This window comes from Undibacterium sp. Ji49W (genome assembly GCF_049340205.1).
Taxonomy (GTDB): domain Bacteria; phylum Pseudomonadota; class Gammaproteobacteria; order Burkholderiales; family Burkholderiaceae_D; genus Undibacterium.
In genome coordinates this window covers 78,273-104,507 of record NZ_JBMPOW010000014.1, presented here as the reverse complement: position 1 = coordinate 104,507, position 26,235 = coordinate 78,273, and the positions used below count along the sequence as shown (strand labels likewise).

The 26,235-nt window shown below is 51.1% G+C and carries 19 protein-coding genes; 7 read left to right on the top strand and 12 right to left on the bottom strand.

The annotated features are described in order from the left end of the window. Positions 1 to 56: 56 nt before the first annotated feature. The 5 genes from ACO0LK_RS17755 to ACO0LK_RS17735 form a co-directional block, all read right to left on the bottom strand. Positions 57 to 1,943 carry a glycoside hydrolase family 28 protein gene (locus ACO0LK_RS17755; protein WP_422977330.1) on the bottom strand — a complete coding sequence of 629 codons (1,887 nt, stop codon included), beginning with the start codon at positions 1,941 to 1,943 and terminating at the stop codon, positions 57 to 59. 57 nt (positions 1,944 to 2,000) lie between these two features. Next, entirely contained in the window at positions 2,001 to 4,727 is a 2,727-nt protein-coding gene (locus ACO0LK_RS17750) for a pectinesterase family protein (protein WP_422977328.1), read from the bottom strand. Continuing rightward, a complete protein-coding gene (locus ACO0LK_RS17745) occupies positions 4,724 to 5,620 on the bottom strand; it encodes a rhamnogalacturonan acetylesterase (protein WP_422977326.1) in 897 nt (298 codons plus the stop codon). Before ACO0LK_RS17745 ends, ACO0LK_RS17750 begins: the two co-directional genes overlap by 4 nt. Before the next feature lie 407 nt (positions 5,621 to 6,027). Further along, positions 6,028 to 8,721 (bottom strand): TonB-dependent receptor plug domain-containing protein, encoded by a 2,694-nt coding sequence (locus ACO0LK_RS17740; protein ID WP_422977324.1) that lies wholly within the window; start codon positions 8,719 to 8,721, stop codon positions 6,028 to 6,030. A 190-nt stretch (positions 8,722 to 8,911) separates the two neighbouring features. Further along, on the bottom strand, positions 8,912 to 9,610 hold the full coding sequence (locus tag ACO0LK_RS17735; RefSeq protein ID WP_422977322.1) for a FadR/GntR family transcriptional regulator: 699 nt from the start codon (positions 9,608 to 9,610) through the stop codon (positions 8,912 to 8,914). Positions 9,611 to 10,082: 472 nt separating this feature from the next. Here ACO0LK_RS17735 and garD point away from each other — a divergent pair, with 472 nt between their 5' ends. Next, on the top strand, positions 10,083 to 11,645 hold the full coding sequence (gene garD / locus ACO0LK_RS17730) for a galactarate dehydratase (RefSeq protein ID WP_422977321.1): 1,563 nt from the start codon (positions 10,083 to 10,085) through the stop codon (positions 11,643 to 11,645). 114 nt (positions 11,646 to 11,759) lie between these two features. Continuing rightward, positions 11,760 to 12,581, top strand: coding sequence for an NAD-dependent epimerase/dehydratase family protein (locus ACO0LK_RS17725; protein ID WP_422977319.1), 822 nt, complete (start codon positions 11,760 to 11,762; stop codon positions 12,579 to 12,581). A 57-nt stretch (positions 12,582 to 12,638) separates the two neighbouring features. On the opposite strand, the gene ACO0LK_RS17720 is transcribed toward ACO0LK_RS17725, so the two are convergent. The 6 genes from ACO0LK_RS17720 to ACO0LK_RS17695 form a co-directional block, all read right to left on the bottom strand. After that, complete coding sequence (locus ACO0LK_RS17720) at positions 12,639 to 13,670, bottom strand: bifunctional nicotinamide-nucleotide adenylyltransferase/Nudix hydroxylase (protein WP_422977317.1); 1,032 nt, start codon at positions 13,668 to 13,670, stop codon at positions 12,639 to 12,641. A 49-nt stretch (positions 13,671 to 13,719) separates the two neighbouring features. Beyond that, a complete protein-coding gene (locus ACO0LK_RS17715) occupies positions 13,720 to 15,423 on the bottom strand; it encodes an NAD+ synthase (RefSeq protein WP_422977315.1) in 1,704 nt (567 codons plus the stop codon). A 26-nt stretch (positions 15,424 to 15,449) separates the two neighbouring features. Beyond that, on the bottom strand, positions 15,450 to 16,640 hold the full coding sequence (gene pncB, locus ACO0LK_RS17710; protein WP_422977313.1) for a nicotinate phosphoribosyltransferase: 1,191 nt from the start codon (positions 16,638 to 16,640) through the stop codon (positions 15,450 to 15,452). 69 nt (positions 16,641 to 16,709) lie between these two features. Beyond that, a complete protein-coding gene (locus ACO0LK_RS17705) occupies positions 16,710 to 17,579 on the bottom strand; it encodes a cysteine hydrolase (RefSeq protein ID WP_422977311.1) in 870 nt (289 codons plus the stop codon). 337 nt (positions 17,580 to 17,916) lie between these two features. Beyond that, positions 17,917 to 19,452: a slipin family protein gene (locus ACO0LK_RS17700; RefSeq protein WP_422977309.1), complete on the bottom strand. Its 1,536-nt coding sequence runs from the start codon at positions 19,450 to 19,452 to the stop codon at positions 17,917 to 17,919. Positions 19,453 to 20,090: 638 nt separating this feature from the next. Beyond that, on the bottom strand, positions 20,091 to 20,843 hold the full coding sequence (locus tag ACO0LK_RS17695; RefSeq protein ID WP_422977307.1) for an NUDIX hydrolase: 753 nt from the start codon (positions 20,841 to 20,843) through the stop codon (positions 20,091 to 20,093). A gap of 166 nt (positions 20,844 to 21,009) precedes the next feature. On the opposite strand from ACO0LK_RS17695, the gene ACO0LK_RS17690 reads away from it, so the two are divergent. The 5 genes from ACO0LK_RS17690 (at position 21,010) to ACO0LK_RS17670 (ending at position 24,930) form a co-directional block, all read left to right on the top strand. Beyond that, positions 21,010 to 21,564 carry an RNA 2'-phosphotransferase gene (locus ACO0LK_RS17690; protein WP_422977305.1) on the top strand — a complete coding sequence of 185 codons (555 nt, stop codon included), beginning with the start codon at positions 21,010 to 21,012 and terminating at the stop codon, positions 21,562 to 21,564. Beyond that, positions 21,557 to 22,672: an NADAR domain-containing protein gene (locus ACO0LK_RS17685; RefSeq protein ID WP_422977303.1), complete on the top strand. Its 1,116-nt coding sequence runs from the start codon at positions 21,557 to 21,559 to the stop codon at positions 22,670 to 22,672. The genes ACO0LK_RS17690 and ACO0LK_RS17685 overlap by 8 nt, the downstream gene beginning before the upstream one ends. Then, positions 22,672 to 23,265 carry a DUF4291 domain-containing protein gene (locus ACO0LK_RS17680; protein ID WP_422977301.1) on the top strand — a complete coding sequence of 198 codons (594 nt, stop codon included), beginning with the start codon at positions 22,672 to 22,674 and terminating at the stop codon, positions 23,263 to 23,265. Before ACO0LK_RS17685 ends, ACO0LK_RS17680 begins: the two co-directional genes overlap by 1 nt. Before the next feature lie 152 nt (positions 23,266 to 23,417). Beyond that, positions 23,418 to 24,299, top strand: coding sequence for a CmcJ/NvfI family oxidoreductase (locus tag ACO0LK_RS17675; protein WP_422977299.1), 882 nt, complete (start codon positions 23,418 to 23,420; stop codon positions 24,297 to 24,299). A 10-nt stretch (positions 24,300 to 24,309) separates the two neighbouring features. After that, positions 24,310 to 24,930 (top strand): 2-hydroxychromene-2-carboxylate isomerase, encoded by a 621-nt coding sequence (locus tag ACO0LK_RS17670; RefSeq protein WP_422977297.1) that lies wholly within the window; start codon positions 24,310 to 24,312, stop codon positions 24,928 to 24,930. Positions 24,931 to 25,216: 286 nt separating this feature from the next. Here ACO0LK_RS17670 and ACO0LK_RS17665 read toward each other — a convergent pair whose 3' ends face one another. Continuing rightward, positions 25,217 to 26,146 carry a LysR substrate-binding domain-containing protein gene (locus tag ACO0LK_RS17665; protein ID WP_422977457.1) on the bottom strand — a complete coding sequence of 310 codons (930 nt, stop codon included), beginning with the start codon at positions 26,144 to 26,146 and terminating at the stop codon, positions 25,217 to 25,219. Positions 26,147 to 26,235: the final 89 nt, after the last annotated feature.

Genomic DNA, 26,235 nt, shown 5'->3' with positions numbered 1-26,235 from the left:
CGCCCTTAGCGTTTGAATGCCGCCGTGCAGATAACCGCCCGGCGGCATTTTTTTATCTAGACGGACAGGATGCTGTTATGCAGCTTGTCGCCTATCTTCACATTCTTCAGTTCCAGACCCTTGACGTTGTACAAATACAGCGGGTTGTCGGCATTCACCGGCGTACCAAACTGGCAATCGCTGATGGTGACATTGGTTACCGGGAACACCAGCGGATTCTTCTCGTCACCGTTGTAATCCGACGCCACCGGGCCAAGAATCACGATCGCCTGGTAACAGGAAAACTTGCCTTTCTTGGTCGCGACATTGCCAACCGTGACATTCGAGATATGCACATTGTCCACAACCGGGGCGCGGGTCCTGACATTGTCGCTAACCGGCGCATAGTCACAGTCAAAGGTAATGACCGCACCCGCCGCCGTTGCCACGGTTTTTGAATGGATAGGTGAATTTGGCAGAGATGTGTAGAACGACGGGCTGGTCTGCACACCGTTCGGAATCGAGATATTGCGGACAAAGAAATTCTTCAGGTAGCCGCCACGGTTCATATTGGTTTTCAGGCGAATCGCAGTATTAAGTGGATCCGTATCCCAGTGTATGTTTTCAAACAACAGGTTTTGTGCATAGACATTCTGTATGCCACCCGCCATTTCACTGCCCAGCGTCACCGCACCGTGGCCGCTTTGCATGGTGCAATTCTGGATCACGATATTTTGCGAAGGTCCGTACTGGGTATCGAGGTTTTTGCCAGCCTTGATGGCGATGCAGTCATCACCCGAATCAAAGGTACAGGATTCGATCAATACGTGGTCGCAGGCTTCCGGATCAAAACCATCACTGTTGGGACCATGGCTTTTCGCCTTGACATTGCGGATGACAACGTTACGGCAATGCACAGGGTGATGCTGCCAGAATGGCGTATTGTTGACCTGGTAACCCTGCATCAGCACATTGGTGCAGCCAATGAACTGTATCATCGGTGGGCGCAGATTATGGCCCAGGCCAAAGATGCGCTTGCCCAGGGGCACGCCGGCTTCGGACAGGGCTGGCAAATAGCTGCCGTCAGCGCGCCATTTATCGCCTTCCCCCTGGATACGCAAGCGCTGTTTTTCATCCAGTTGCGGTGCCAGTTTCTCAAGAGACGCAGCATTCAGTTCATTCGGTGTATTTTCAGAACGCTTGCCACTCTTGTAATTTGGTGTGGAACCTTGTCCTATCGAATTGATGGTCTTTTGCTTGCCTTTCCAGGTCCACCAGCAATCACCGCTTTCATCGAAGGGAACGCCACCCTGGCCATCGAGTATGCTGGTCCAGTCATCACCGGTCAATGCGATATGGTCTTGCGCATAGGCATACACCATGGGGGAGAAGTTCAGGCAATCATTGCTTTGCCAGCGTGAAATCGTCAGCTTGCCATTCAGACCGCAATCGAAATTGCCGTATTTGGCGTAATCTTCCGGATTATTGCTGAAGTAGATATGCGCGCCAGACTGCAAATGCACATTCACATTCGACAGCAAGACGATAGGGCCAGCGCAAAACCAGTTACCAGACGGCACAATGACACGGCCACCGCCAGCCTTATGGCAGGTGGCAATCGCTTCGGTGATGGCGGGGTAAATATCTTTGGAATTTGCCACTGGTGTCGGCAGATTATCCTGCGCTTCAAATGAAATCCAGGCTTTCACGGTTTTCAATTCACAGGTAACAGCACCAAAATCGGTAATCCGGTAATCAGCCTGACGGAATTTGAGCGGCACGGACAGGCGATCAACAATCGCCTGGGCTTTCAGCCAAGGGTCTTCTATCAAGGGTGCAGCCAGAGCCTGTCCAACCGGCAGGGCTGCACCGGCGCCAAGCGACAATCCTGTCAATGACATTTTCTTCATGAAATCCCGACGCGGGGATGATGTGCCTTCAGTTTGTGTTGCGTGTTTTTTCATTATAGTGTCTCTGTTCATTAAGTTGTCCAGTATCTTGGCCTGCTGTACTCACCAGACTCATTCATCGGTATTATTCAATTCTGCGAGGAAAACACGCATCGGTGCCATCGGTCCCGGATATCCCAGTTGTTTGACCGGATCAATCTTGCTGGCCTTCAGGTTGGCCCAATAGTCGTCTGAAGAATACTGAGCGGGGCGATAGGGCAAAGTGCCATACTTGTTCCAGTCAGACCAGGGTTGCAATGGATGGATATGGGCACCAATGACAGAATTCATGACCACCATTTTGCCGACCGATTCCAGGGTCTTTTTGGTGATGGTGCCATTGGGCGCTGCATATACATCGACCTGCCCCAACTGACAGTCATAACCAGGAACCGGCACTACACCATATGGCGTGCAACGCTCGTTATGGAACCATTGGCGTGCCAGATAAAATTTACCCGCCAGGGAATTGGTGCTACCGTCATGAGTAAAGCGACAATGGTCAAAGACAAAGCCATATCTGGAATTGATATTGGTGCTGGGTGCGGCCATGTAGGCGTTACCACGATCCCCCAGCGCCTTGATTTCAGACTGGTAGAAATAGGCGGTCGCATCACCGAAAATGAAATCAACATCGCCTTCCACATAGGCATGATTGAAAAAGTAACGGGCAGTCTCGCCATTGGCACCTGATCTCATGTACAGAGTATCCTGGAAACCCAGCATGCGCACGCCGTCAAAATGCGTTTTATCCGCACCATCGAGCATGACTGCCAGCGCCTGGTGATGCACCATTTTAGTCTGCGCATACACACCTGCGTCAGGGCAGGCACCGGCCGGGCAGTCAGCCCGTGCATTGCCCACATCTTTGTTATAGGCGTTTTCTATGGTCAGGTTCTTTGCTTCAAAGTTCCGGCTCTTGACCCACAATACACCAGTACCAAACGTGCCCAGTGCAGGCCGGTCTTTCAGGCTTTCATACATGGCGGTAATGCTGGCATGGGTCTTGTTGAACTGGCTGGCAAAACGTGACTGATAGTCACTGCCGGTCACAGCGGCATCCAGATTGGCGCTGATTTTGGTCTTTGTCGCATCCGTACCATAAAGGGTGATAGGGCTATCGACGGCAGGGACATAGACCAGCTCACGGTATGTGCCGGGTTTGACGAGAATATAAATGCGCTTGCTCTTGTCCGCTTTCTTTTCCGCATCGGCAATCGCACGGCTGACGGCATCCTGTACGCGATTGAAGGTATGTACGTCATCTGCCTTAATGCCGGCATCAACGATGTAATCAGGAAGCAGATCAGGATTGGCAGCAATCGGTGCCGACAAGGGGTCCCAGGGATCAGCCTTTTCATTGCCCGGCATGCCGGCATATTTCAATACTTCGGCATAAGAAAACTGTTGGGCTGCTACTGCATCCAGTTGTGGTCTTTTAAGCGTTACCACGTTGTCAGGAAAGGCGGCAAATGCCTGATCGCATTGCTTTGGGTTGGCCGGTTCTGTATTGAAACCAGATTGTGCAGCATCGGCAATCTTGCCCGCTGTAGCACTCGCATCACCCAACAACTGCAGGTGTTCACGCTGTATGGCACTGCTGGCATCAATCACGACATCTTGCAGGCGCACAGTTATGGGGTGGCTTGCATCATAGCCTTGCAGGATGATACGGCCCGACGTCAGCACCTGCACATGCTCCAGTTTAATGTCGCGGTATTGCGGTATCTGCGACCCTTTGGCGTCTTTGCCATAGTGGGTATCAAAATCTATCGGGGCCTTGACGTTGCGTATGCAGACATTGCGATAGTTGATATTCTGCACCAGTCCACCGCGCGAGACATCGCTCTTGATGCGCAAGCCGGACGTCGTGCCATCCATGCTCAGATTATCCACCAGCACATTGCTGACGCCGCCATTGGTTTCACTGCCTATGGACATGCCGTGGCCGGAATAAAAATGGCTGTTGCGTATGGTGATGTTTTCTGTTGGGCCATTGTTGCCAGCCTTGATGGCAACATTATCGTCACCGGTGCGGATATAGGTGTTGGCGATGGTGATGTTGCGCGAAGAAATCGGGTCTATGCCATCCGTATTCCTGGCATTGGCGGGTGTGTCAATACGCACACCCCAGGCAGTAAAACCATTCACCTGATTTAATGTCACATGGAAATTAGGCGAATTCCTGAGCGTGATGCGATGCAGGGTGAAATTGTCTGACTGGGTCACTTCCAGCAGCCTGGGCACATTCTGACGATTGTTTTCTTTTTGCGCACGACGGGCGATCTGCCACCAGGATTCGTCCTTGCCCAGTATGCGTTCACCGCCCTGTCCATCAATTACGCCATCTCCATAAATACCGCTGCCCTGCGTACGGTCGGCGGTGATAAACGGCTTGCATCCCTTGCCCTTGTCATCATTGGTACCGCAAGCGCCGTTACCCCGGTCAAAATCTTTGGGATTGGTCGACGTATATACAGTGACACCGGCGTCCAGCACAATGGAAACTCCACTGCGCAATTGCAAAGCACCAGACAGGAAGGCAGTTTTGCCATTGCGGCTAATCAGTCTGACAGCCTGGCCCGACTGGCAGGCATCAATCGCAGCTTGCAGGCGACGGGTGTCCGGTGCCCGGGCGTCGGTCGATTCTGCCTTGCCGGATTCAAGCTGGGCTGGCAGTACGCTACAAATAGCCGGGGTCTGCGGTTCCTTGACCTGGCGACTGTCCTGGGCACTGGCAGGTGTGGCATGCAGCATCAGGGCAGCGGATACTACCGGCAGGGTTTTTAAAAATTTCATGGACGGGCTTCCTTGCTGACTTTGGCATCCAGTACCGGCACGGCTTGCAGCAGCTCAGTCAGGACGATGGCAGAAAAATGTGCCGCACCTTTGCTACCCAGATGGGTACGATCAAACAAAGGACGCGCAGCACCGGCACGTTCGGTTTTGACGATGTCGGCACTGGGAGCGCTCGCCGATGCGGGTGCAGATGTGGACGCAGATGCAGATACAGGTAAAGGTGCGGATACTGATGCAGGCGCAGGTGTATCAGTGGTAGCTGGTGGTGGCGGTGCCATTGCCAGGGTATCGGCCTCGGCCTGTCCCATGGCTTGCACTGAACGATAGCTGTCTGCATTCAGGTCCAGCAGCGGCACATGTTTGTTGGCGGCTACGGCCATGCTGGCTTCTGCCCATGGCCTGAGGTCGTTTTGTAATTGAGTGCCTTTGAAAGTACGGCGTGTCAGCGGCGTCACCAGGATGGCTTGCGCACCGGCAGCCTGTAAATCATCCACATAGCGAGCGATATTGACCGGGAACTCTGTCGCCAGATCGGTAGAGCGGCCAGGTTTGCCTGGCTGGTCGTTATGCCCAAACTGTATCAGCACGTAAGTCTGGCTAAACTGTTCGCGGTTCTTCAATAAATTCTGCACGATGTCCCATGATCCTTCTGCGCGGTAACTGCTGGAACTGCGTCCGCCTTTGGCAAGGTTCAGACAGGTAACTTCCGGTTTGAAGCGTTTGCAAAAAGCGTCGCCGTAGCCGCTATTCGGTGCCATGGTGGAATCACCAACCAGGATGATACGCACCGGTTTGTTGGTGTCGGCGCTATCTGCGCTGGCGGCAGTACTGTATGCGCCAAATACCAGGGCACTGATCGCGGTCAATATGAAGGAACGGGAAAACAGTTTCATGTCATTCTCTATGTCGGTAAAGTCAAAAAAACAGGGGCTGCAAGCACCCCCTGTTATCCGTATCGGATCAGTGGAGCAAGTCGTGTCTGGTCGTTGTGGACACAGGGCCGCACGATGCTTTTTTAATCAATGGGAAATTCTGGAATTTTTGCTTGCGGGATCGCAAAGGCTGGAAAAACTGCTGAATGCGGCAGGGGCAGGGGCAGATGCAGGAGCGGGTATTGAATTTGCTGTTCACTGCCAGGGCACTGCTGTCCAGGCTACTCAAGGGTAGGACTGTGGTCGTAGCTACTGCTGGTAAAAACTGACTGCGCTGTATCGGTGTCAGACAGAACGCGTTGTTCAAACGGGTGTTTCGCATTATCGCTCCACACCCCCCACGCGCTAGCGTGGGGGGGAACTCTTTTTTAGAAGTTATAAGTCATGCGTGCATTGAACGCGCGACCTATTGGGCTAGCAGCACTGCTCAGGTAACCATAGGTGTAACCGCTGTGGTTAGTGATCGGTGGTCTTGCATTGGCCAGATTGGTGATACCAGCTGACAATGTCAGATTTTTGAAACCACGGTAGCTTGCTGTCCAGTTCCATACCTGGTACGGCTCGATATCACGGAAATATTCAGCTGCAACCAGGTTTTGATCATGGTAACCAGTGTTGTAGTTCTGAGTCAGTTGTGAAGTCCAGTTACCTTGGCTCCAGGACATGGTCAGCGTGTGTTTCCAGCGGAAAGTAATGATAGGCAAGCTGCTGGTTGTACCATTGCTGGCCACACCGAAACGACCAATATTGGAAATATACGCACTGTCTTTTTCCAGTTGGTTATCAAACTGGGTCAGGTAAGTACCATTCAGTTCAAACTTGAAGTTACCGACTGCAGTTTTAGGAATCGAATAGGCCAGGCCAAGATCAATACCGGAAGCTTTTTGGCCACCCAGATTCATGGTGATGTTTTTGATGTAAGCCAGGGAACCATCTGGGTTACGTACAAACAGATCAGCATATTTGGTTGGGTTCAGGAAGTACACTTGTTCTGGCAAGTTAGCCAGCATGTCCTTCATTTCGATATGCCAGTAATCGGCAGACACAGTCAGGTTCTGTACTGGTTCTGTCACAACACCCAGAGTGAAACCACGGGATTTTTCCGGGATCAAATCAGGGTTGCTACCAGTCTGACGTGGCAAGGCCACATTACAGACAGCAGACGCTACCAGGCCAGGCAAGGCCTTACCTGTACCAGCTACGCCAGGAGTGCCGCCAGGACATTGCACCGGATCATCCCATTTCGCTGCAGTAGTGGTATTTGCACCTGCTACGCGATAGCCATAACGGTCAAACAATGTCGGAGCACGGAAACCGGTATTGGCAGAACCACGGAACATCAGGTTCTTCATAGGCTGATAGCGGAAGCTGGCCTTAGGATTGATGGTGTTGCCGAAATCACTGAAATGATCGTCACGTACCGCCAGATTGAAGTTCAATTCTTTGGTAACAGGGATTTCCATCTCTGCATATGCCGCCGCTACGTTACGTGCGCCCTGACCATGGGAAGGGCCGGAAGCAGCATAAGTAACCAGAGAGGTGATGTCAGTCTTGGTATCTTCAGTGGTATCACGATGGAAATCAGTACCAAGAGCCAGTGTCAAAGGACCACCAGCCAGTGTCATCAACTCAGTAGACGCTGTCAGATCAACACCTGTGTAGGTACTGATGGAATGACGATTCAATGCGCCATCAACCGAAATGCTTTTCAGGTAAGCTTTACCGGCAGCATCCTGCAAACCGAAAGGGTTCAGCGTGCCATTGGCGAGGCCAGTCAACAGGCCAGGACCATTCACATAGCCGGAATCATAATAATTGTCACGTTGGCTATTGCCATAGACGAAACCGAGTTTGTAGTCCCAGTTGCCGATACGGCCTTCGTCATTCACGCTGACGCGTTGATTGACCTGCACGTCTTTGGTCACGGCTTCTGCCAGGTCGGCGACACTCCAGGTCACTGTCAGTGGCTCACCTTTCAGGCCAGCGACAGCAGGTACACCGCCACTACCGCCTGGGTACCATTTGCTGGTGGAAGGCAACAAGGCGCTAACGCCGTTGGCTGCCAGGCTGGTGGTTGGATTTTTTGTGCCCAGAATATATTCCTGACCACGCATGTAATCTACCGTCAGGATATGGTCATCAGTGAATTTCTTGGTGCCCTTGGCATAGAAGGTAACCTGTTCATTGCCATACAGCGCTGTACCATAATAGGCAGCATTCAGGATACAGGTGTTTTTTGCGCCCTGAATGGTGTACGGCCCCTGGCAACCACTAGCATAGTAAGGGTTGGCAGCAGTCTTGTTGGTCGCTGTCGTAAAGTTGGCGGGCATGGCATAGCCACCGCTACCCAGTGTAGGCGCACGGCCTATGCTGGTCAGGATTTCTGTCGTGCTGAGGTCTGCACGGTCAGAAGCCAGCAGGCGGCTGCGGCGATGCGCATCCACTGTTGCGTACAGATTCCAGCCGTCTTTTTGCAGATCACCAACACCAACAGTAGCACTCAGACGTTGCTCATCGCCACCACCGCTTTGTTGCGGTTTGACATATTGAGCAGATACAGAATTGCCAACAACAGTACGTTTCGTGATGAAGTTGACCACGCCACCAATCGCATCGGAACCATAGATGGAGGATGCGCCATCACGCAGGATCTCTACCCTGGCGATCGCACTCATAGGTATCACGTCCAGATTGGCGTAACCGTCAGCAATCGCTTCATTGGCCAGACGACGACCGTTCAACAGTACCAGCGTACGATTGACACCCAGACCGCGCAAATTGATATTGGTACCTGAACCGGCATTGGAAGGTGCCAGTGAGCTCGATTCTGGCAGAGACATCATCAAGTCTGCCAGTGTGGTCATACCACGTTTTTCTAATTCTTCACCCGTCACCATAGTGACCGGCAGGGATGCTTCTGATGCCAGGCGCTTGATGGATGAACCTGTTACCTCCACCCTTTGCACATCTTCGGCATGTGCCTGGCTGACCATTGTCAACACCGCCATGGCGATGGATGACAAAACAAATACTGGCCTGTGATTTTTCTTAACGTCTTTCATTATCTAGTCTCCTCCGGATTTTTACATAAAATTCTTGCCCCCACGTCATGCGTGGGACAATACATGGAACACCTCGCGTGCCCCGTGCCACTACAACGAAGATGGGCGCAAGGCACCATCGAGGTCACAGCCGGTCAAAAATTCTTACTACCTCGGCAACAGTCGCAAATGTTGGTCTTTGCTTTAGCTGTTATCCGCGTGAGAAAGTTCGTGTCACTCTCTCTAAATGCGCCCGCATTGCCTTTCTGGCTGCTGCAGGATCATGCGAAGCAATTGCTTCCAGAATATTTCTGTGATCTGTCAGCGTTTGCAGGCGTAATTCTTCTGTTTGAAAATGCTCCTTTAATTTGTGCCACAGCCGGCCCCGTTGACCCCACAGGTATTCAATCGTCCCGACCAGCGCACTATTGCCGGTCGCCCTGGCTATGGACAGGTGAAAATTCCTGTCCGCGTTTTCATTGCTCGAATAATTGGCATGGTGCTTTTCCATTTCCAGCACCGCCTTCAAAATATCGTCTATCGCTGCATCTGTTGCCACCCGTGCTGCAATGGCTGCAATCTCAGCTTCAATCAACCTGCGTGCCGACAGCACTTCAAACGGACCCGGACCTACTTCGGGCAAATCCGGCTTTTCTTCAGGCAATTCACTGACATACACACCAGAACCGCCACGTACTTCGATTACCCCGCCCAACTCAAGTGCGATCAGGGCTTCCCGCAAAGATGCACGGCTGACACTTAATTTTGTTGCCAGGTCACGCTCTGAAGGCAGGCGCTCTCCGGGAAAAATATTTTCCTCTGCAATCAACACTTGAATCCGGTCAGCCACCAGGCGATACAAACGCGGTTCGTGGGGTACAGATTCTCCGTGCGAATAATTTTTTTTCATCTCGTCTGAATCAGGAAAATATGAACAGCCTATGAAAAAGCAATTCGGTCAGGCCATTCTAATGTGGTCAGACCAAATATGCAATGTGGACTAGCCAAAATTTTTATTTGGTGGCATACTCGCCACAGTTGCCAGTGTAAAAACCGTGGCCATCTTGTATTTTTACAGCTCGAAAAGAAGCGCATCTTCACTATGTTTTCATAGGTGAAATGTGGTGTTAAGGCAAACGAAAACGCAATGTGAGATGACAGGGAACAGGGCAAAGAAAAGATCAGGATTGTCGTATTTTGGTTAGACCAAATGTTGCAAAAATGATTTTTAACTAAAGAGCATTTGCAAAAACAAGACGAAACTGACGCATATTTGTCGTGCCAAAGCCCGGCAATGAAGACAGTAAGGCCAGCAGTTGCAAGGCAACCGGGACGGTTTTGCGTAACACCTATAAGACTAAAAGCAGTAAGAAGGGAAAAAAATGAGTACATCCACCCCCAAGCCACCGCTATATATACGCATGCATGACAACGACAACGTTGCCATTGTTGCCAATGACGGCGGATTACTTGCCAACACGGTTTTCCCTGACGGCCTGACACTTCTTGACAATGTACCGCAAGGCCATAAAGTGGCACTGACGGATATGGCTGAAGGCCAACCCATACTGCGCTACAACGTCACTATCGGGTTTGCGGTAAAAGCCATACCAAAAGGTAGCTGGGTTGAAGAATCACTGATACGCATGCCAGACGCCCGGCAACTGGTGGATTTGCCTATCGCCAACCGCCCTGCCCCCAAAACCGAACCACTGGAAGGCTATACCTTCCTGGGTTACAAAAATGCTGATGGCAGTGTAGGCACCCGCAATATCCTGGCGATTACCACCACCGTACAATGTGTAGCTGGCGTGGTTGAGCATGCCGTCAAACGCATCAAGGAGGAACTGCTGCCAAAGTTTCCGAACGTAGATGACGTTGTCGGCCTTGAACATACCTATGGCTGTGGCGTGGCGATTGATGCACCGAATGCCGCCATCCCTATCCGCACCGTACGCAATATCAGCCTGAACCCGAATTTTGGTGGCCAGGCAATGGTAGTCAGCCTGGGTTGCGAAAAGCTGCAACCTACCAGACTTTTCCCCAAGGGCAGTATCCCCATACAAAGCAACAATAATGGTGGTGAACCGGCGCTGGTCTGCCTGCAAGACCAGGTGCATGTCGGCTTCCAGAGCATGATCGCATCCATCATGACGACTGCGGAAACACAACTGACCGAACTGAATAAACGTCGCCGTGAACCCTGCCCTGCTGCCGACCTGGTAGTAGGTGTGCAATGTGGTGGCAGTGATGCATTTTCTGGCGTGACTGCCAATCCGGCGGTCGGCTTTGCGACGGATCTGCTGGTCAGAGCCGGTGCCAGCGTCATGTTTTCTGAAGTCACCGAAGTGCGCGACGGTATTGACCAACTGACTTCGCGTGCCGCCAACGCCGACGTCGCAGCCGCCATGATCAGGGAAATGGAATGGTATGACGAATACCTGAGGCGTGGCGGGGTTGACCGCAGCGCCAACACCACACCGGGCAATAAAAAAGGCGGCTTGTCGAACATCGTTGAAAAAGCCATGGGTTCCATCGTCAAGTCTGGCACAGCCGCGATATCCGGTGTTTTGTCGCCCGGCGAAAAACTCAAGCAAAAAGGCCTGATTTACGCCGCAACACCAGCCAGCGACTTTATCTGCGGCACCCTGCAAGTGGCTGCTGGTATGAACCTGCACATATTTACCACTGGTCGTGGCACACCTTATGGCCTGGCAGAAGTGCCGGTCATCAAGGTCGCGACACGTGATGACCTGGCGCGACGCTGGCATGATCTGATGGACATCAACGCCGGCAAGATTGCCAGCGGCGAAGCCACCATAGAACAGGTAGGCTGGGAATTATTTCAAATGATGCTAGACGTTGCCAGTGGTAAAAAAACCTGGGCAGAGCACTGGAAGTTACATAATGCACTGGTCCTGTTCAACCCGGCACCGATTACCTGATCGCACACGCATTCCTTGTATACTTAATGAAGTCTAGCGATACAGGTTTGCATACAGCTTTTGCATCACAGCTCTGCACTACAGATTATTTTTTGAAAATTTGAAGGAAGTTTCATGAATTCTACATCCTCGGAAAAGCCATTTAACCGCATCTTGCTGACCGGCGCAGCTGGTGGACTGGGCCAGGTATTGCGGGACAGGATCAAGGCCTGGGCCAATGTAGTACGTCTTAGCGATATCAGCGACATGGGCGAAGCCAGAGAAGGCGAAGAAATCGTACGTTGCGACCTGGCGGATAAAGCTGCCGTGCTGGCACTGATGCAGGATGTGGATGTAGTCCTGCATTTCGGTGGCATTTCCACCGAGGCGAATTTCGAATCCATCATGCATGCCAATATCCAGGGCACCTATAATATTTACGAAGCCGTGCACAAGTGCAAGGTCAAGCGCGTGATTTTTGCCAGCTCCAATCATGCTGTCGGTTTCTATCGCACCACTGACCATATCGATGCCGACATGCCTACCAGGCCGGATGGCATGTACGGTATCAGCAAATGTTTTGGCGAATCGCTGTCCCGTTATTACTACGACCGCTTTGGTATAGAAACCGTCTGCATACGCATAGGCTCATCCTTCCCGGTTCCAACCACACGCCGTATGCTGGTGACCTATTTCAGTTACGATGATTTGTTTGAAATGCTGCGCTGCTCGGTATTCGCACAACGTGTAGGCCATACCATCAGCTTTGGCGTATCGGATAATCCAGGCAAATGGTGGGATAACAGAAAAGCAGCCCATCTTGGCTACAAGGCCAAAGACAATTCAACCCAGTTTAACCACCTGTTCCCGGAAACCGGTGAGTATCCGCCAGCAGATGACATCACCACCATTTATCAGGGTGGTGGGTTTTTACTGACTGGCCCACAATACAAATAAGCCAGACACGCAGGACGCACCAGTTAAACAGTTCAGGCAGGTTTATCCTGCCTTTTTTTATTTGGCCGTCAACAGCAAAAACTGGTCGAGAATGTGGAAGTGGTCGTCGAAGAATAATTCTTCCATCCCCTCCAGCTTATCAATGGCAACCCAGACGGCCTGGGCAGCATCATCGGCTGCGCGGATATCTGGCAGATGTTCGGTCTGCAAATCAAAGAAATGCGCATGGGTGATGGTACGGCCACGCAGACTGCGGCCCGGATGATCAAACACTTTGACATCGACCAAAGAATGTTCCAGTGTGGATGCCAGTACTGCCAGATTGGTTTCTTCAAACAGTTCCCGTATCGCGCCCTGAAACAGGCGTTCATTCTGATCAAGAAAACCACCCGGCAATGCCCACAAGCCTTTGCCGGGAAAACCGCCACGCTGCACCAGCAAGATATGCCTGGCAGCCTTGACTACCGCATCCAAGGTAACAAACATGGGTGCATAAGGTGCCGTCTTCCAGGCTGCCTGATAGGCAACTAACTGCGCGTGCTCTTTAACCAGTGCGGCATAATGCGGCAAAATACTCCAGGCTTTCAGATACTGACGTATGCTCAATGGCAGGTAGTGAGCAATCACATCCAGAGATATTCGCATGTCTTCAGCTTCAAACAGTACGCGCCGTATAACGGTGGCATCAATCGCCAGCAATTGTTCTGCCGCGACCAGTTGCCATTGTGGGAAACGATTCAGGTAATAACTGGATGCATCCTTGAAATGCCCTATCAGCGCCACCCGTTTTGCATGGGGATAGTGCTGTTCCACTTTGCCCCTGACCGCCGCGGCCCAGCGCACGTCATCATAGTAATCACGCACTGCAATATACGACACCCTGTCACGCTCAGACGGGGACAGAGTGGCATTGATCATGTCCGCCCTTTCCTGCCAGGTGAAAGGGTTCTTGGTACTGCGCGCATGGAAGGATGACCCAAGTACGATCACCACTTCTTCCGCGGTTTCCAGTGCCAGTTGCAAGAGCGTGGCATGCCCGTTATGGAAGGGCTGAAAGCGTCCTATCAATACCGCAACATCGATTTGCATGGTTAACTTTTTTAAATACGGTTCTGGTTGATCTTAATTGCTGTAGTTCTTAATTGCTGTATTTGGCGGCAATCGGCATCTGACGGCCACTGCCAAACGCCCTGGCACGCACGCGTATGATGGGCGGTGCTTGCCGACGCTTGTATTCATTGCGTGCGACCATGCCCAGTATGCGGCTGATGCTTTTCACGCCTGCCTCTGTCTGCTGCAATTGTTCTACAAAACTCTGGGCGCGAGCAAATTCATGCGCGGGCAGGCGCTTGCCTTCGATATGCCATTTCAACATTTCATCCAGTTCTTCATAAGGCGGCAAGCTGTCAGTATCCAGTTGATCCGGTGCCAGTTCAGCTGATGGCGGCTTGGTCAATACATCCTGCGGAATAATTTCGCGCCCCGCTGCCTGATTGATATGCTGTGACAGGGCATATACTTCGGTCTTGTACAGGTCACCAATCAAACCCAGGCCGCCATTGGTATCTCCATACAAGGTACAGTAACCAACCGATATTTCACTCTTGTTACCAGTAGTCAGCAAGAGCGCGCCAAAGGCATTCGAGTATTCCATCAGTATGGTGCCACGTATGCGCGCCTGCAGATTTTCTTGCGTCAAGCCTTTCAAAGGCGTAGCAAATGCCTGCTCAAAACCCTGGGCATATTGATCGACCAGACTCAGTATCGGATGCGTCAGTAATTTGACTTGCAGGTTGTCGCATAGCTTGACAGAATCCGAGACCGAACCCGTGCTTGAATAAGCAGAAGGCATGGTAATGGCAATCACATTTTCTGCGCCCAGTGCCTGCACGGCCAAAGCAATCGTCAGCGCAGAATCAATACCGCCGGATGATCCCACTACGACCTGTTTGAAACCACAGCGACGCGCATAGTCCTGCAAACCCAGGACAATCTGGCGGCGGGTGAATTCCGGCACGGACAAACCTGTACTGTCGGGCTTATCCACGGCCTTGCCATCAATGCGGGTAAATTGATCTGCTTCAAATCCCAGCAACTGAAAATCTTCTTCGAAGCGTGCCGCTTCAAAAACCAGACCCTGCTCTGGCGTAAGCGCAAATGAGGCGCCGTCGAATACCAGTTGATCTTGCCCACCAACCTGGTTCACATACAGCAAAGGCAAGGCATGATGTGCTGCTGCCCTGGCAAACATGGCATGTCTTTGCTGACGCTTGCCTATGTCAGACGGACTGGCATTGATGCTGATCACCAGATCAACTTTTGCTGCCGTCAGGGCATTGAAGGGGTTGACCTGATAATCCTGTTCATCATCATTCCAGCCATCTTCACAGACCATGAAACCCAGCTTGTGGCCTGCAACATCCAGTGTGCAGGCGACTTCCTGACCTGGTTCAAAATGGCGGCGTTCATCAAAAATACCGTAAGTAGGCAACAACTGTTTATAGTATTCCGCAACGATTTCACCATTGCGTATCGCCAGCAAGGCGTTGTGCAGCGCTTTGCCACGCCCCTGGTTTTTGCGTACCGTACCTATCACGCTGACCAGCGCAGGATAATCTCTGGAAGCCTGCATGATATTGTTGAGTGCCTGTTCGGCCCTGAGCAAAAAAGCACTGTCTTCCAGCAAGTCGCCCGGGTAATAACCACAGACGCAGAGTTCGCTGAATACAGCGATATCGGCATTACCCACCGCCGCCTGTTGCATGTGGCTGATGATGGCAGCGGTATTACCCGAGAAATCGCCCACCGTATAATTCAATTGTGCAATTGCCAGTTTCAACATGGTGATAATCCTGAACTCAACTTGCTTCAAATAAGGGGATGATGAAAAACCTGACGCAGATAGGCAAGAAAGGTCTCATCCGTACACAAAGTCTTGCCAGCCGAATCGGATAACTTGGCGACCGGCTGTCCGTTGCAGGATTTCAGCTTCATGACGATATTCAGGGCCTTGATGCCGGTGTCATTCGTCAGATTGGTACCTATGCCAAAACCTGTCATGGTGCGGTCCGCAAAGTGCCGGTACAACTTGAAGGCAGTTGCCAGATCCAGCCCGTCGGAAAAAACCAGGCGCTTGGTATGAGCGTCGATACGCAGTTTGGCATAATGTGCCAGTGCCTTTTCACCCCAAACGACCGGATCACCAGAGTCGTGGCGCAGGCCATCAAACAATTTGGCAAAGTACAGATCAAAGTCCGCCAGGAAGGCATCCATACCGACCACATCCGTCAAGGCGGTGCCAAGATCGCCACGGTATTCCTGTACCCAGTCTTCCAGCGCGGCTTTTTGAAAATCACGCAGGCGCACACCAAAGGACTGGTAAGACTGCAAATACTCATGCGCCATTGTCCCTATCGGTACCAGCTTGTACTTCTTGGCCAGATAGACATTCGACGTGCCTTTGAAAAATTCAGGTACTTCACGTGCCAGCGTGGCCACCACTTCATCATGCCATGCACCAGAAAAACGCCGGCGCAAACCGAAATCAAAAAATTCAAAAGGATGGGTCCTGGCTGCTTCTTTGCCAAAGCTACGCAATTGCTCTACCTTGGCTGCCAGCCTGCTTCTGGCTTCGGTCAGGGTCTGTTCAGTCTGCAAACGGCGGAAATACAGTTCATTGACGATATGCAGTACATAAATTTCGAACCCCATGACATGCACCTGCGGGCCGGTAGCTACAATCTCCAGCGTATCGCCCAGTATGCTGACGCGTATGAATTTTCGCTGGAAATGAAATACCGTCAGGAAGTCAGTAAAATCACTTTTGATGAACCGCAGTGAGCGCAGATAATCGAGTTCATCTTCATTAAAATTCAATGCGCACAAATGATCCAGTTCACGCTCCACATCAGCCTTTAACTCTGCCAGCGGATAAGCGGGTGTGTTGCGGCAGACGAAAGCATATTCTGTCTGTGCATTGGGATGGCTATGCAATAAAGCCTGCCACATGGTGAATTTATACAAGTCCGTTTCAAGCAAGCTCTGTACTACGGGTTTCATATTCTTCTCTATCTCAATATCGTCTTTGGCGGCGCGGTCGTCTACCTTGCACCTTGCAGCGCCTGCAAATCAGGCAGATGCGTTCTCCAACAGTTCGGGCAATACATCAGCCATTTTGGCAATCTGCACACCTTTGGCAGCCATGTCGCGCACAAAGCCTTTAAACTGGGCATCAAAGCCACTGACGGCGCTCATGCAATCTGTCAGCAAGACCAGTTTATGCAAATCAGCCGCTGCAAAATTTTCGACCAGATGTTCTGTGGTCGCTTTCACACAATGGCTGCCTGCCTCGCCGCAGATATATACGCGGTCAGCCTTGCTCAGATCGCGGATCAATGACTGATTCAATTGCGTATCCGGATCACCGGCATCCGGCACTTCTGCCCTGATTGCCGAATAATGCTCAGTCCATGGATTGGAACCCTTGCTGATCTTGTTCACGACCGACAGCGTCTTTTCTTCCCAGGCATTATAGGCTGCACGCACATCCGCATGCACATTCTGCCCCCATGTGCCGATTTCGCAATGCACGGGCCAGATCATCAACTGATAGCGCCCTTCACTTTCCAGCGCATCCAGATAGGCAAGTGCGCGCGGCAAGGCAGCGGGCTGACGTGGCTGGAATTCGGCAGCACGTACCGCTGCCGCAGAGATAGAGGTAAAAGGAGCCACATCCCCACCTTGTGCCGTCATCCAGAATGTAGGGTGAGCAATATCATAGCGATGATGCGCGTCCATGGTAATGCTGATACCCGTCAAACCCTCAGCACCTGTGCGTATCAATCCTGCGACACGCAACATGTCGGCATGGGCACCGGGTACGGGCAAGGCAGGCACCACACTTGCGCCCCCTTGCGCAGCAGACGGCAGGTAAGCCGGAGGCAAATCACAGAAATCGTTTTGTGGATCAATGACCAGAAGTTGCAAATTACGTTTCATGACAGGTTCCTTTCTTCTGAAACTAAGTTCATTGTAGAACACTTAGTTTCATTTTGCAACTAAGTAAAAATACTATGGAGAATTTGCGTTGATAAAGCCTTGTGCCTGGGGATTTTCCATGACTATCCAGGCATTATGCCCTCAGAACGGGATAGTGGTGGGCATAGTGGCGGACATAGCGATGGGCAAGCCATCGGCATTCCGGGTTTTGGGACAGAAAAGCGGGGAAGATATGGCGGGCGGTTCGGATGGGCAGTTGGGTGGGCGGATGTGCAGGCGAGCAGGCAGTGACAGATACGGCTGTCTCGTTGCAACACCGTATCTGTCTTCGTACAGGCTATTTTTCAATTGCCGGTTTAAATGCAGCAACCTGTTTGAGCAGGCTTTCCAAACCGCCATAGACGCTGATCTTGTCGATTTTTTCTGTCATTTTTTCCAGCGTCTCCAGTTCCTTCAAACGCAAGGCAACCGGATTGTCTTCCATGACACGCGAGGTATTCATCAAGGACCGGGTAGCCGCTGTTTCTTCACGTCGCCGTATCACATTGGCCTGGGCCGCCTTTTCTGCTTCCACCACTTTACCCAGCATGGTCTTGATCTCGCCCGGCAAGATCAGGTCCTTGATACCCATGCTGATGATTTCTATCCCCTGGGCCATGGCTTTCTGGCTGACGTAGCCCAGTATCTGCTCATCTGTTTCATTCTTATTTTCAAGCAATCCGTCCAGCGTCTTGCTGCCAATTGCAGCACGCAGCGCAAACTGAATTTCCTTGTAAATAAAATCCTTGTAGTCATTCAGGCTGGCAAGCACCAATGGCGCATCCACGATCTTGTAACCTGCTGTCACGTTAACACGCAGAGGTACTTTATCCTGAGTCAGCATTTCCTGCCCGGTGATTTCCAGTGTCGTCAGACGGGTATCGATGGTCGTCAGACTCAGCCTGTGACCACCATGCCAGTATGCGTAAAATCCGGGTGTCAGGGATGCATGGAGCACGCCATCGATATACAGCATGCCCACATGTTCGGACGGCACTTCATAGCTGCTGACATGGGTAGCCAGCAAACGGGCAGCATTGGCATTGGCGCGCATCGCCAGCACAATATGTGATTCAAGCAGGCGTGGTGCCTGTTCCAGAGCGATCAATTCCAGATTCAGGTCGCTGCTGGCCAAAGCTGGTGTTGCCTGGCCCGTTACATGTACCAGTTCGCTTTTGTCCCACCATACAGCCAGTTGCTGATCGCTGGTTTCGATTTGCTTGAAACGTTCCTGCAAGAGTGGATGCCTGCTGGCCAAGATTGCCTGCACCACGTCTTTTGCATCCAGCACCTGTGACTGCCGGCAGATAGTCAGCTTGGTTTTGGGTAGCACTTCAAAATAAGCATGCCTGCCTGGTAGCAGGAAGTTGCAAAAATTCTCTTCTGCAAATAACAGGCCATAAGCGCCCGCCGGTATGTTCACCTGCTTGACGCATCCGACCGATACCCCTATCGGCAAATGATGCAGCCATTCATCAGGCACTTTTAAATCGGCAGGAATCGTAGCCTTGGTAGTTTGCACACCTAATCCAAGCTTCCAGAAAGCTTGCAGGGAATTCGGCATGACACATAAAAATTGTTGCCCGCTGCGTACCAGCACGACTTCATCATGCGCAGTCCTGATCACTTCCAGATCATCACTTATACTCGCCTGATGATGGGTAGCCATCCATTCCAGATTCGGGATGTTGGCAGGAAAGTCTGTCAAATTGTACAGGCTCACTTTTTTGGAGGAAGACAGGTAATAATTACCTGTAGCCAGCATCTTTTCAAAGCCATTGCGGCCATGCAGAAACCCAATTTGGTGGTCTTGAATGATGATACGTTTGAACATGCGCAGTCTCACATCAGTTTTTTTAAACTATGCCGGATACATCTCAGTGGCCGGAAGGATAGGCAGATTTTGCCGGGAACAGCCTTGAAAGGAACAGCCTTGAGAGAACCATCCCCGCTTCATGACGGACAACTGCGCGCGCCTGGTGCCGCATTTTTGCTTCTGATACTCCTGATGCCGAAACAGAAAACAAGACACTGGTCCTGTCAGGACAACATTCATACTTTGAATTAAAAACGGGGACACAGACACGGTAACAATCATGCAAAGCCATGCTGCGTTGTCCCGGCCCATCAATTTTCAATGAAGAAAAAATCAGCGCAAGGACAGGAAAGCGGTTATCTCAAGGATTACTACCAGATACTACAGATTTACAACGTCAGATTACAAGTCTGTTGCTCTACCGAGCGTGGTGCGTAGTATAGGAATCGAACCCATGAAGAGCATCCGGTTGCGGTACACAAACGAACAGGGTTCGCTGTGCCAGGCTGAACTCAAGAGTCAGCACCGCTGCAATCCATCTGCCTTGCTTCCACCATGAAACGCAAGGTAAGTATAGCCTGAGTCTATGCACTGTTGGCAGAGAGGAAGAAAAAATTATGTCTTTTATGCATTTTCTTTTATCCCCGGTAAGAAGTTCAGGCTCTGCTCAAAGGATTAAAACTGGCAGATGCCAGCCCTGCACGTACGGCAAACAATTGCGCAGGCCGGTTGCTGCCCAGCCTTTGCCGGCCAGGCAATTCATCCAGGAAATCACCTTCCTTGATGCGTTTTCTGAAAGAGCTTTTATCCAGCGGGCGGCCGAGAATGATTTCGTACACTTGCTGCAATTCAGAAAGCGTAAATTCAGCCGGTAGCAGATAGGCGGGAAGCGAGGTATATTCAACCTTACCGCGCAGGCGTTGCAAGGCAAGCTCCAAAATGGCCGAGTGATCAAATGCCAGTTTCACTACTGGCTTCTGCGCATTCTGGCCCTCCAGCGGATACCAGACGGCTTCATCCGCCCCTGCACCATGACGCAATTCCACAGTTTCAGACGAGATCAGGGCAAAATACACAAAGGTGCTGGACCAGCCGCGCGGGTCACGGTCTTTACTGCCAAAACCTTGCAACTGTTCCAGATAAGGTGCTTCCACCCCCGTCTTTTCCCTGAGTTTTCTCAAGGCAGTCGCATCCAGATTGGTATCACGCTGCACATCGATAAAACCACCTGGCAAGGCCCATTTGCCTTTGTACGGATGATCGCCACGCTTGACCAGCAATACCTGCAAGAGATTATCCCTGATCGTAAAAATGACCAGATCCACACTCGTCAGAGGAATGTCGTAATCATGGATATTGTATTGACGAAGAAATTCCTGCTCTTCACTGTCTTTTTTTGATACGGCCATTTTATTCATCCCGGTGTTATAGCCTTTTATTATAGCGCGTAACGATTCTTAGTGTTTATTTACAACTTTCTTAGTTGAATTATGCAACTAAGTTTTTTATAGTGATGCATATCTAATGAATTTGGATATACGGATATACCAAACTAAAACAAGATAGACAATAAAAATGAAAACTACAACAAAAGACCTCAGCAAATTTCTCAGCTTTATTTTACGTCATCAGCCGGAGACCATAGGTATTGAACTGGATGAACAGGGCTGGACAAGTATCAGCAAGTTGATTGAACAGGCTCGCTTGCATGGAAAGTCCATCAAGCTGGACGATATAGAAGAAGCCGTGAAAACCTCAGACAAGCAACGCTTTGCCATCAGCGAAGACGGGCAGAAAATTCGTGCAAATCAAGGACATTCCGTCAAGGTTGACCTGGCCTTGCCTGAAGTGGCACCGCCAGAAATTCTATTTCATGGTACGGCAAGCCGTTTTATCGCCTCTATTATGAAAGAGGGCCTGCGGCCGGGTTCAAGGCATCATGTACATTTGTCAGCGAAGCAGGAGACGGCAAGAACGGTAGGCACTCGTCATGGTGTGCCGGTCATACTGACCGTACGCGCAAAAGACATGCATGATGCGGGACATACATTTTTCTTGTCTGCCAATGGCGTATGGCTATGCGATACGGTACCGCCGCAATACCTGACAAGAAACACAGACCATGAATAGGCGGCCAAACGAGAATACCTACTGGGTACAAGCAGGACACTTGCTTGCAGGTGAATACCCTGGCGCCATCGACCCCGTGATCAGTGCACACAAGCTGGAAAATTTCCTGGATTGTGGCATTAGGCACTTCATTGATTTGACCGAATCGGATGAATTAGCCCCTTATCTTGATCAGCTCATGGCATTGGCAGACCAGCGTGGTTTGCAAGTAAGGCACGAACGCTTTGCCATTCCCGACAAAAGTATACCGGCATCATCAAAGCAGATGCACACTATTCTATACAGCCTGAACAAGGCACTGGAAAAACAGGGGGCAGTCTATGTGCATTGCTATGGTGGGATAGGCCGTACCGGCATGGTCATCGCGTGCTATCTGGCACAAGCCAGAAAAGATAACTGTGCAGCACTGAAAGAACTGAATTTGTTGTGGCAACAGATGGAAAAGAAAAATCGCTGGCCAAGAACACCAGAGACGCCAGAACAACTCACCTGGGTAATGAGTTGGAGAACAGGAGCACTGGAATATACACAAGGAATAAAAATGAATATCCACACCCTGGAAGAATTATTGCAGCAACTGAAGGACGGCAAACAATTTGATTATCTTTACTTTTGGGGCCACAGGGAAAAGGGTACGGGACCAGACAAATCCTGTTTTAGCCAATGGTTTCCTGCCAGCTTTCACATAGACGGAATTCACTATCCAACAGCCGAACATTACATGATGGCAAGCAAGGCGAGACTGTTCAACGACCACGCCATCCTGGAAAAAATACTGACCACAGATCAAGCAGATGCAGCCAAACATCTGGGCAGGAAAATCTCAGGCTATGACGAAAATACTTGGGTGCAGCATCGTTTTCAGGTTGTTGTAGAGGCAAACCATGCAAAATTCTCGCAACACCCTGCCCTGGCGAAATTTCTGCTGGGTACTGGCGACAGTATTCTTGTAGAAGCCAGTCCTGTAGACCGTATCTGGGGAATAGGTCTGGCACAGGATCATGCCGACAGCAAAGACCCGCAGCTATGGCAGGGGCTTAATTTACTGGGCTTCGCTTTGATGGAAGTCAGGCAAAAGCTGCTTACCGAAAGACATATCACTCAATAATGAAATTTAAAAACTATCTTGAACAAATCCCGTCATGGCCAGAGTCAGGCAAGCATGTCATGGCGCAATTCGATGACACGTCTATCATTGTCTATCAGGCTTACCGACATGAAATCGCAGATTTCGCGGTTCAGCATCAATACTTTGGCGGTCCATTCAGCTACAACCGTATGAGTTGGATAAAACCAAACTTTCTGTGGATGATGTTCCGCTCCGGTTGGGCGCAAAAACCGGGTCAAGAACGCATACTGGCCCTGCGCATCAAGCGACCATTTTTTGACGAGTTGCTGAAAAGCGCCGTCAGCTCAAGTCTGGACTTGAACACTTACCCTACACACACGGCCTGGCAACAGGCCGTGCAGGATTCTGACGTGCGTTTGCAATGGGATCCTGATCATGACCCAGCCGGTTTGTGCGTTGAGCGCCGCGCCGTGCAACTTGGCTTGCGGGGCGATGCACTGCGCAGATATGGCCGTGAAGAAATGCTGGAAATTACAGATATCACTGCCTTTGTCGAACAACAGCGTCAGCATGTACAGCTACTTGAAAAACTCATCATTCCTCACGAGGAAGTTTACACTTCAATCTGGTAGAAAATTACATCGTCACATTCCCTATACGAATGCAAGAGATGCAGAAATGTCGTTTGTGTACACCCCAAACCTGGGATTCAATAGTCGCTGAAGAAATACGAGGCCGTACCAGCCGAAAGTATTTCATTCATGTTCCCACTATTGGAGGTTCCATGTCTATCCAGACAGCACAAGACTTGTATCAGTTCCGGGGTGAATCATCGCCAGATGATGCCCCGGTTATTGCCCGCATGAGTTATGTCATTCCGTCAGACACACGCCCATGTAGCTACACTTTCCAGCCACCACCAGGAATTCCCTGGGAAAGTGCCGACTATGACTTGCGCCCCATCAGCATTCATGATGCCCGCCAGGCAGATAGTGCGCCGCAACTGGAACGCGAAGGGTTTGAATTGTGGGATGCCGCGACTTCTGTGAAGGACTTTTTGGATCTGAATGAAATTCGCTCTGTGTATTACCACGAAGCGCGGGAACTGGCCCTGGCTGCCACTGGTGCCAGAAAAGCCTATGTCTTCGACCATCTGTTGCGCAAGCGCGAAGCATCGGACACGCCGCTGTCTTTTGGTAAAAGAGCAGCAAATGGCATGGCTGCGGCAAATGGCCGCATCCATAATGACTATACCGAAGCCTCTGGCAAGAAACGCCTGGGCATGGTGATTCAGGATGTGAAAGAACTTGCACAGGTACGCCGTTACAGTATCGTGAATATCTGGCGCCCCATTCGCAATACAGTGCTGGACACACCGCTGGCGGTCTGTGATGCGCGTACGATAGAACCAAAAGACTTGGTGTCCTGCGATGTCAGGTATCCTAACCGGACGGGGGAAATCTATCTGGTCAATTTTGCGACGCGTCACCGCTGGTCTTATTTCTCACGCATGGAACCGCATGAAGCACTGGTCTTCAAACAATATGACTCGCAATTCAGTGGCTGTAGCCGTTTCACCCCACACGCTGCATTTGATCATCCGCATATTCCAGCACACGCCAGGCCACGCGAAAGTATAGAACTACGCTGCCTGGTTACTTACTGACAGGTGCGACATGGATATAGCGATTTCCCCTTTACCTGTCATTGATTTCTGGTTTGAGTTTGGCAGCAATTACAGTTATCTGAGTGTCATGCGGATAGCGCAGGAAGCAGAAAAAGCAGGCGTCAGGGTACGCTGGCACCCCTTTCTGCTTGGCCCCGTGTTTCAGTCATTTGGCTGGACAACCTCACCTTTTGTGCTGCAAAAAACCAAGGGCGAATACGTGTGGCGGGATATGGAAAGGCTATGCCTTAAATACGGCTTGCCGTGGAAAAAGCCGGGCAATTTTCCGCGCTCTGCCATATTACCCTTGCGGGTGGCTGTACTCGGTGCAGAAGAACCCTGGATGGCCGAGTATTGCCGGCGCATGATGCAAATGAATTTTGCGCAGGATCGCGATATCGATAATGCAGCATTAGTGACGGAGGTACTGGTCGCCATGAAGCTACCGGCGGCAGATATCCTGAAGCAGGCGCTCTCTGACGAAAACAAACTGAAACTGCGCCGCCAGACAGAAATCGCCATGACCAAAGGCATATTCGGCGCGCCAAGCTTTTTTGTGGGTGACGAGATGTTTTGGGGGAATGACCGCTTGGATGACGCTCTATTGTTCTGCCGGGCACAAAGTGGCTAGATTACATGCCTGGCTAGTTCAGCTAATTCAGTGGGTAGATACGATTAGCAAAGCGTAATCGTACGAATGTGAGTCACGGCTTGCTACCTTCAACTGCTGATTTTTTGATAAAAATACAAAGCGGTGAAGTCCTTTCGGTATGATAAAAGACAAGGCAATTTGAAGGGGCATTGTTATTGCCGGGTGCAACATGCGTGCGATTACGCTTTGCTAATCGCACGCAGGCTGCCGGCACATCATGGCTAGATTAAATGCCTGGTTCAGCCAATTCAATTGGCGAGTTATTTTAAGTAACAGGCAATACCCACTCCCTGGTTTTACTGGCTTCGGCCATCAGCCATTGCATGACCTGCTGGCATTCGGTGCCTGGTGTTTCATGCGCTTGCAATAGCCAGTATGCATGTCCGGCCAGGCCCTGTGTCCTGGCCGGCATCAACTGTTGTAACCTGCCGTCATCCAGCAGATTCTGTATCAGTTCCAGCCGACCCAGCGCAATACCCTGTCCGGCCATAGCGGCCTGTATCACCTGATCGTACTGATTAAAACGCAGGATGCCGTGGGTTTTGGCGTTCTGCATATCGTCCTTGTCCAGCCAGTCATGCCAGGACAGCCAGGATTTTTGGCTTTCATCGAATTCCAGCAAGGGCCATTTCACGGTCATTTTGCCGGATTTTTTGGGCTTGATCGCCAGAGAAGGATGAGCAACCGGTGCAATGGATTCTTCAAACAGACGCACGGCCTTATCTGGTGCAAGTTTGGCATTGGTGTAGCGTATCGCCAGATCAATGCCTTCCTTGTTGATATCTCCCACCCTGTTGCTGGCGCTGAGCCGTATATCGATGCCCGGATGCAGTTTTTGAAATGCATTCAGTCTGGGCAGCAGCCACAAACCGGTCACGCCTATGCTGGCGCTGATGGTCACAGCCCTGGATTGGGTGCCAGCGCCAATTTCACCCATGACGTCCTGCAACTGACGGATGGCAGCATCAGCGCTGCGGAACAGACGTTCGCCTTCGACAGTAAAGGCAATGGAACGATGCCCTCTTGTCAGCAGCTTCACACCCAAATGCTGTTCCAGTGTCAGTATCTGGCGACTGACTGCCGATTGCGTCAGGCATAAGTCGGCTGCTGCATGCGTGATACTCATGCGCCTGCCGACTGCTACAAAGCCTTTTAGCTGATCCAGGAAAGCCAGTTGAACCAGGGGTAATGACATTCCCATCATGCATACCTGATTTGGAAGTGTAAACTCACCCAAGCATAGCCAGCCGCGACCGGCTATGCAAGCCCGGTGCGAGAAAAATG

Coding starts and splice junctions, on each gene's coding strand:
- ACO0LK_RS17755 (WP_422977330.1), bottom strand. CDS start 1,943: ATGAAAAAACACGCAACACAAACTGAAGGCACATCATCCCCGCGTCGG.
- ACO0LK_RS17750 (WP_422977328.1), bottom strand. CDS start 4,727: ATGAAATTTTTAAAAACCCTGCCGGTAGTATCCGCTGCCCTGATGCTG.
- ACO0LK_RS17745 (WP_422977326.1), bottom strand. CDS start 5,620: ATGAAACTGTTTTCCCGTTCCTTCATATTGACCGCGATCAGTGCCCTG.
- ACO0LK_RS17740 (WP_422977324.1), bottom strand. CDS start 8,721: ATGAAAGACGTTAAGAAAAATCACAGGCCAGTATTTGTTTTGTCATCC.
- ACO0LK_RS17735 (WP_422977322.1), bottom strand. CDS start 9,610: ATGAAAAAAAATTATTCGCACGGAGAATCTGTACCCCACGAACCGCGT.
- garD (WP_422977321.1), top strand. CDS start 10,083: ATGAGTACATCCACCCCCAAGCCACCGCTATATATACGCATGCATGAC.
- ACO0LK_RS17725 (WP_422977319.1), top strand. CDS start 11,760: ATGAATTCTACATCCTCGGAAAAGCCATTTAACCGCATCTTGCTGACC.
- ACO0LK_RS17720 (WP_422977317.1), bottom strand. CDS start 13,670: ATGCAAATCGATGTTGCGGTATTGATAGGACGCTTTCAGCCCTTCCAT.
- ACO0LK_RS17715 (WP_422977315.1), bottom strand. CDS start 15,423: ATGTTGAAACTGGCAATTGCACAATTGAATTATACGGTGGGCGATTTC.
- pncB (WP_422977313.1), bottom strand. CDS start 16,640: ATGAAACCCGTAGTACAGAGCTTGCTTGAAACGGACTTGTATAAATTC.
- ACO0LK_RS17705 (WP_422977311.1), bottom strand. CDS start 17,579: ATGAAACGTAATTTGCAACTTCTGGTCATTGATCCACAAAACGATTTC.
- ACO0LK_RS17700 (WP_422977309.1), bottom strand. CDS start 19,452: ATGTTCAAACGTATCATCATTCAAGACCACCAAATTGGGTTTCTGCAT.
- ACO0LK_RS17695 (WP_422977307.1), bottom strand. CDS start 20,843: ATGGCCGTATCAAAAAAAGACAGTGAAGAGCAGGAATTTCTTCGTCAA.
- ACO0LK_RS17690 (WP_422977305.1), top strand. CDS start 21,010: ATGAAAACTACAACAAAAGACCTCAGCAAATTTCTCAGCTTTATTTTA.
- ACO0LK_RS17685 (WP_422977303.1), top strand. CDS start 21,557: ATGAATAGGCGGCCAAACGAGAATACCTACTGGGTACAAGCAGGACAC.
- ACO0LK_RS17680 (WP_422977301.1), top strand. CDS start 22,672: ATGAAATTTAAAAACTATCTTGAACAAATCCCGTCATGGCCAGAGTCA.
- ACO0LK_RS17675 (WP_422977299.1), top strand. CDS start 23,418: ATGTCTATCCAGACAGCACAAGACTTGTATCAGTTCCGGGGTGAATCA.
- ACO0LK_RS17670 (WP_422977297.1), top strand. CDS start 24,310: ATGGATATAGCGATTTCCCCTTTACCTGTCATTGATTTCTGGTTTGAG.
- ACO0LK_RS17665 (WP_422977457.1), bottom strand. CDS start 26,146: ATGTCATTACCCCTGGTTCAACTGGCTTTCCTGGATCAGCTAAAAGGC.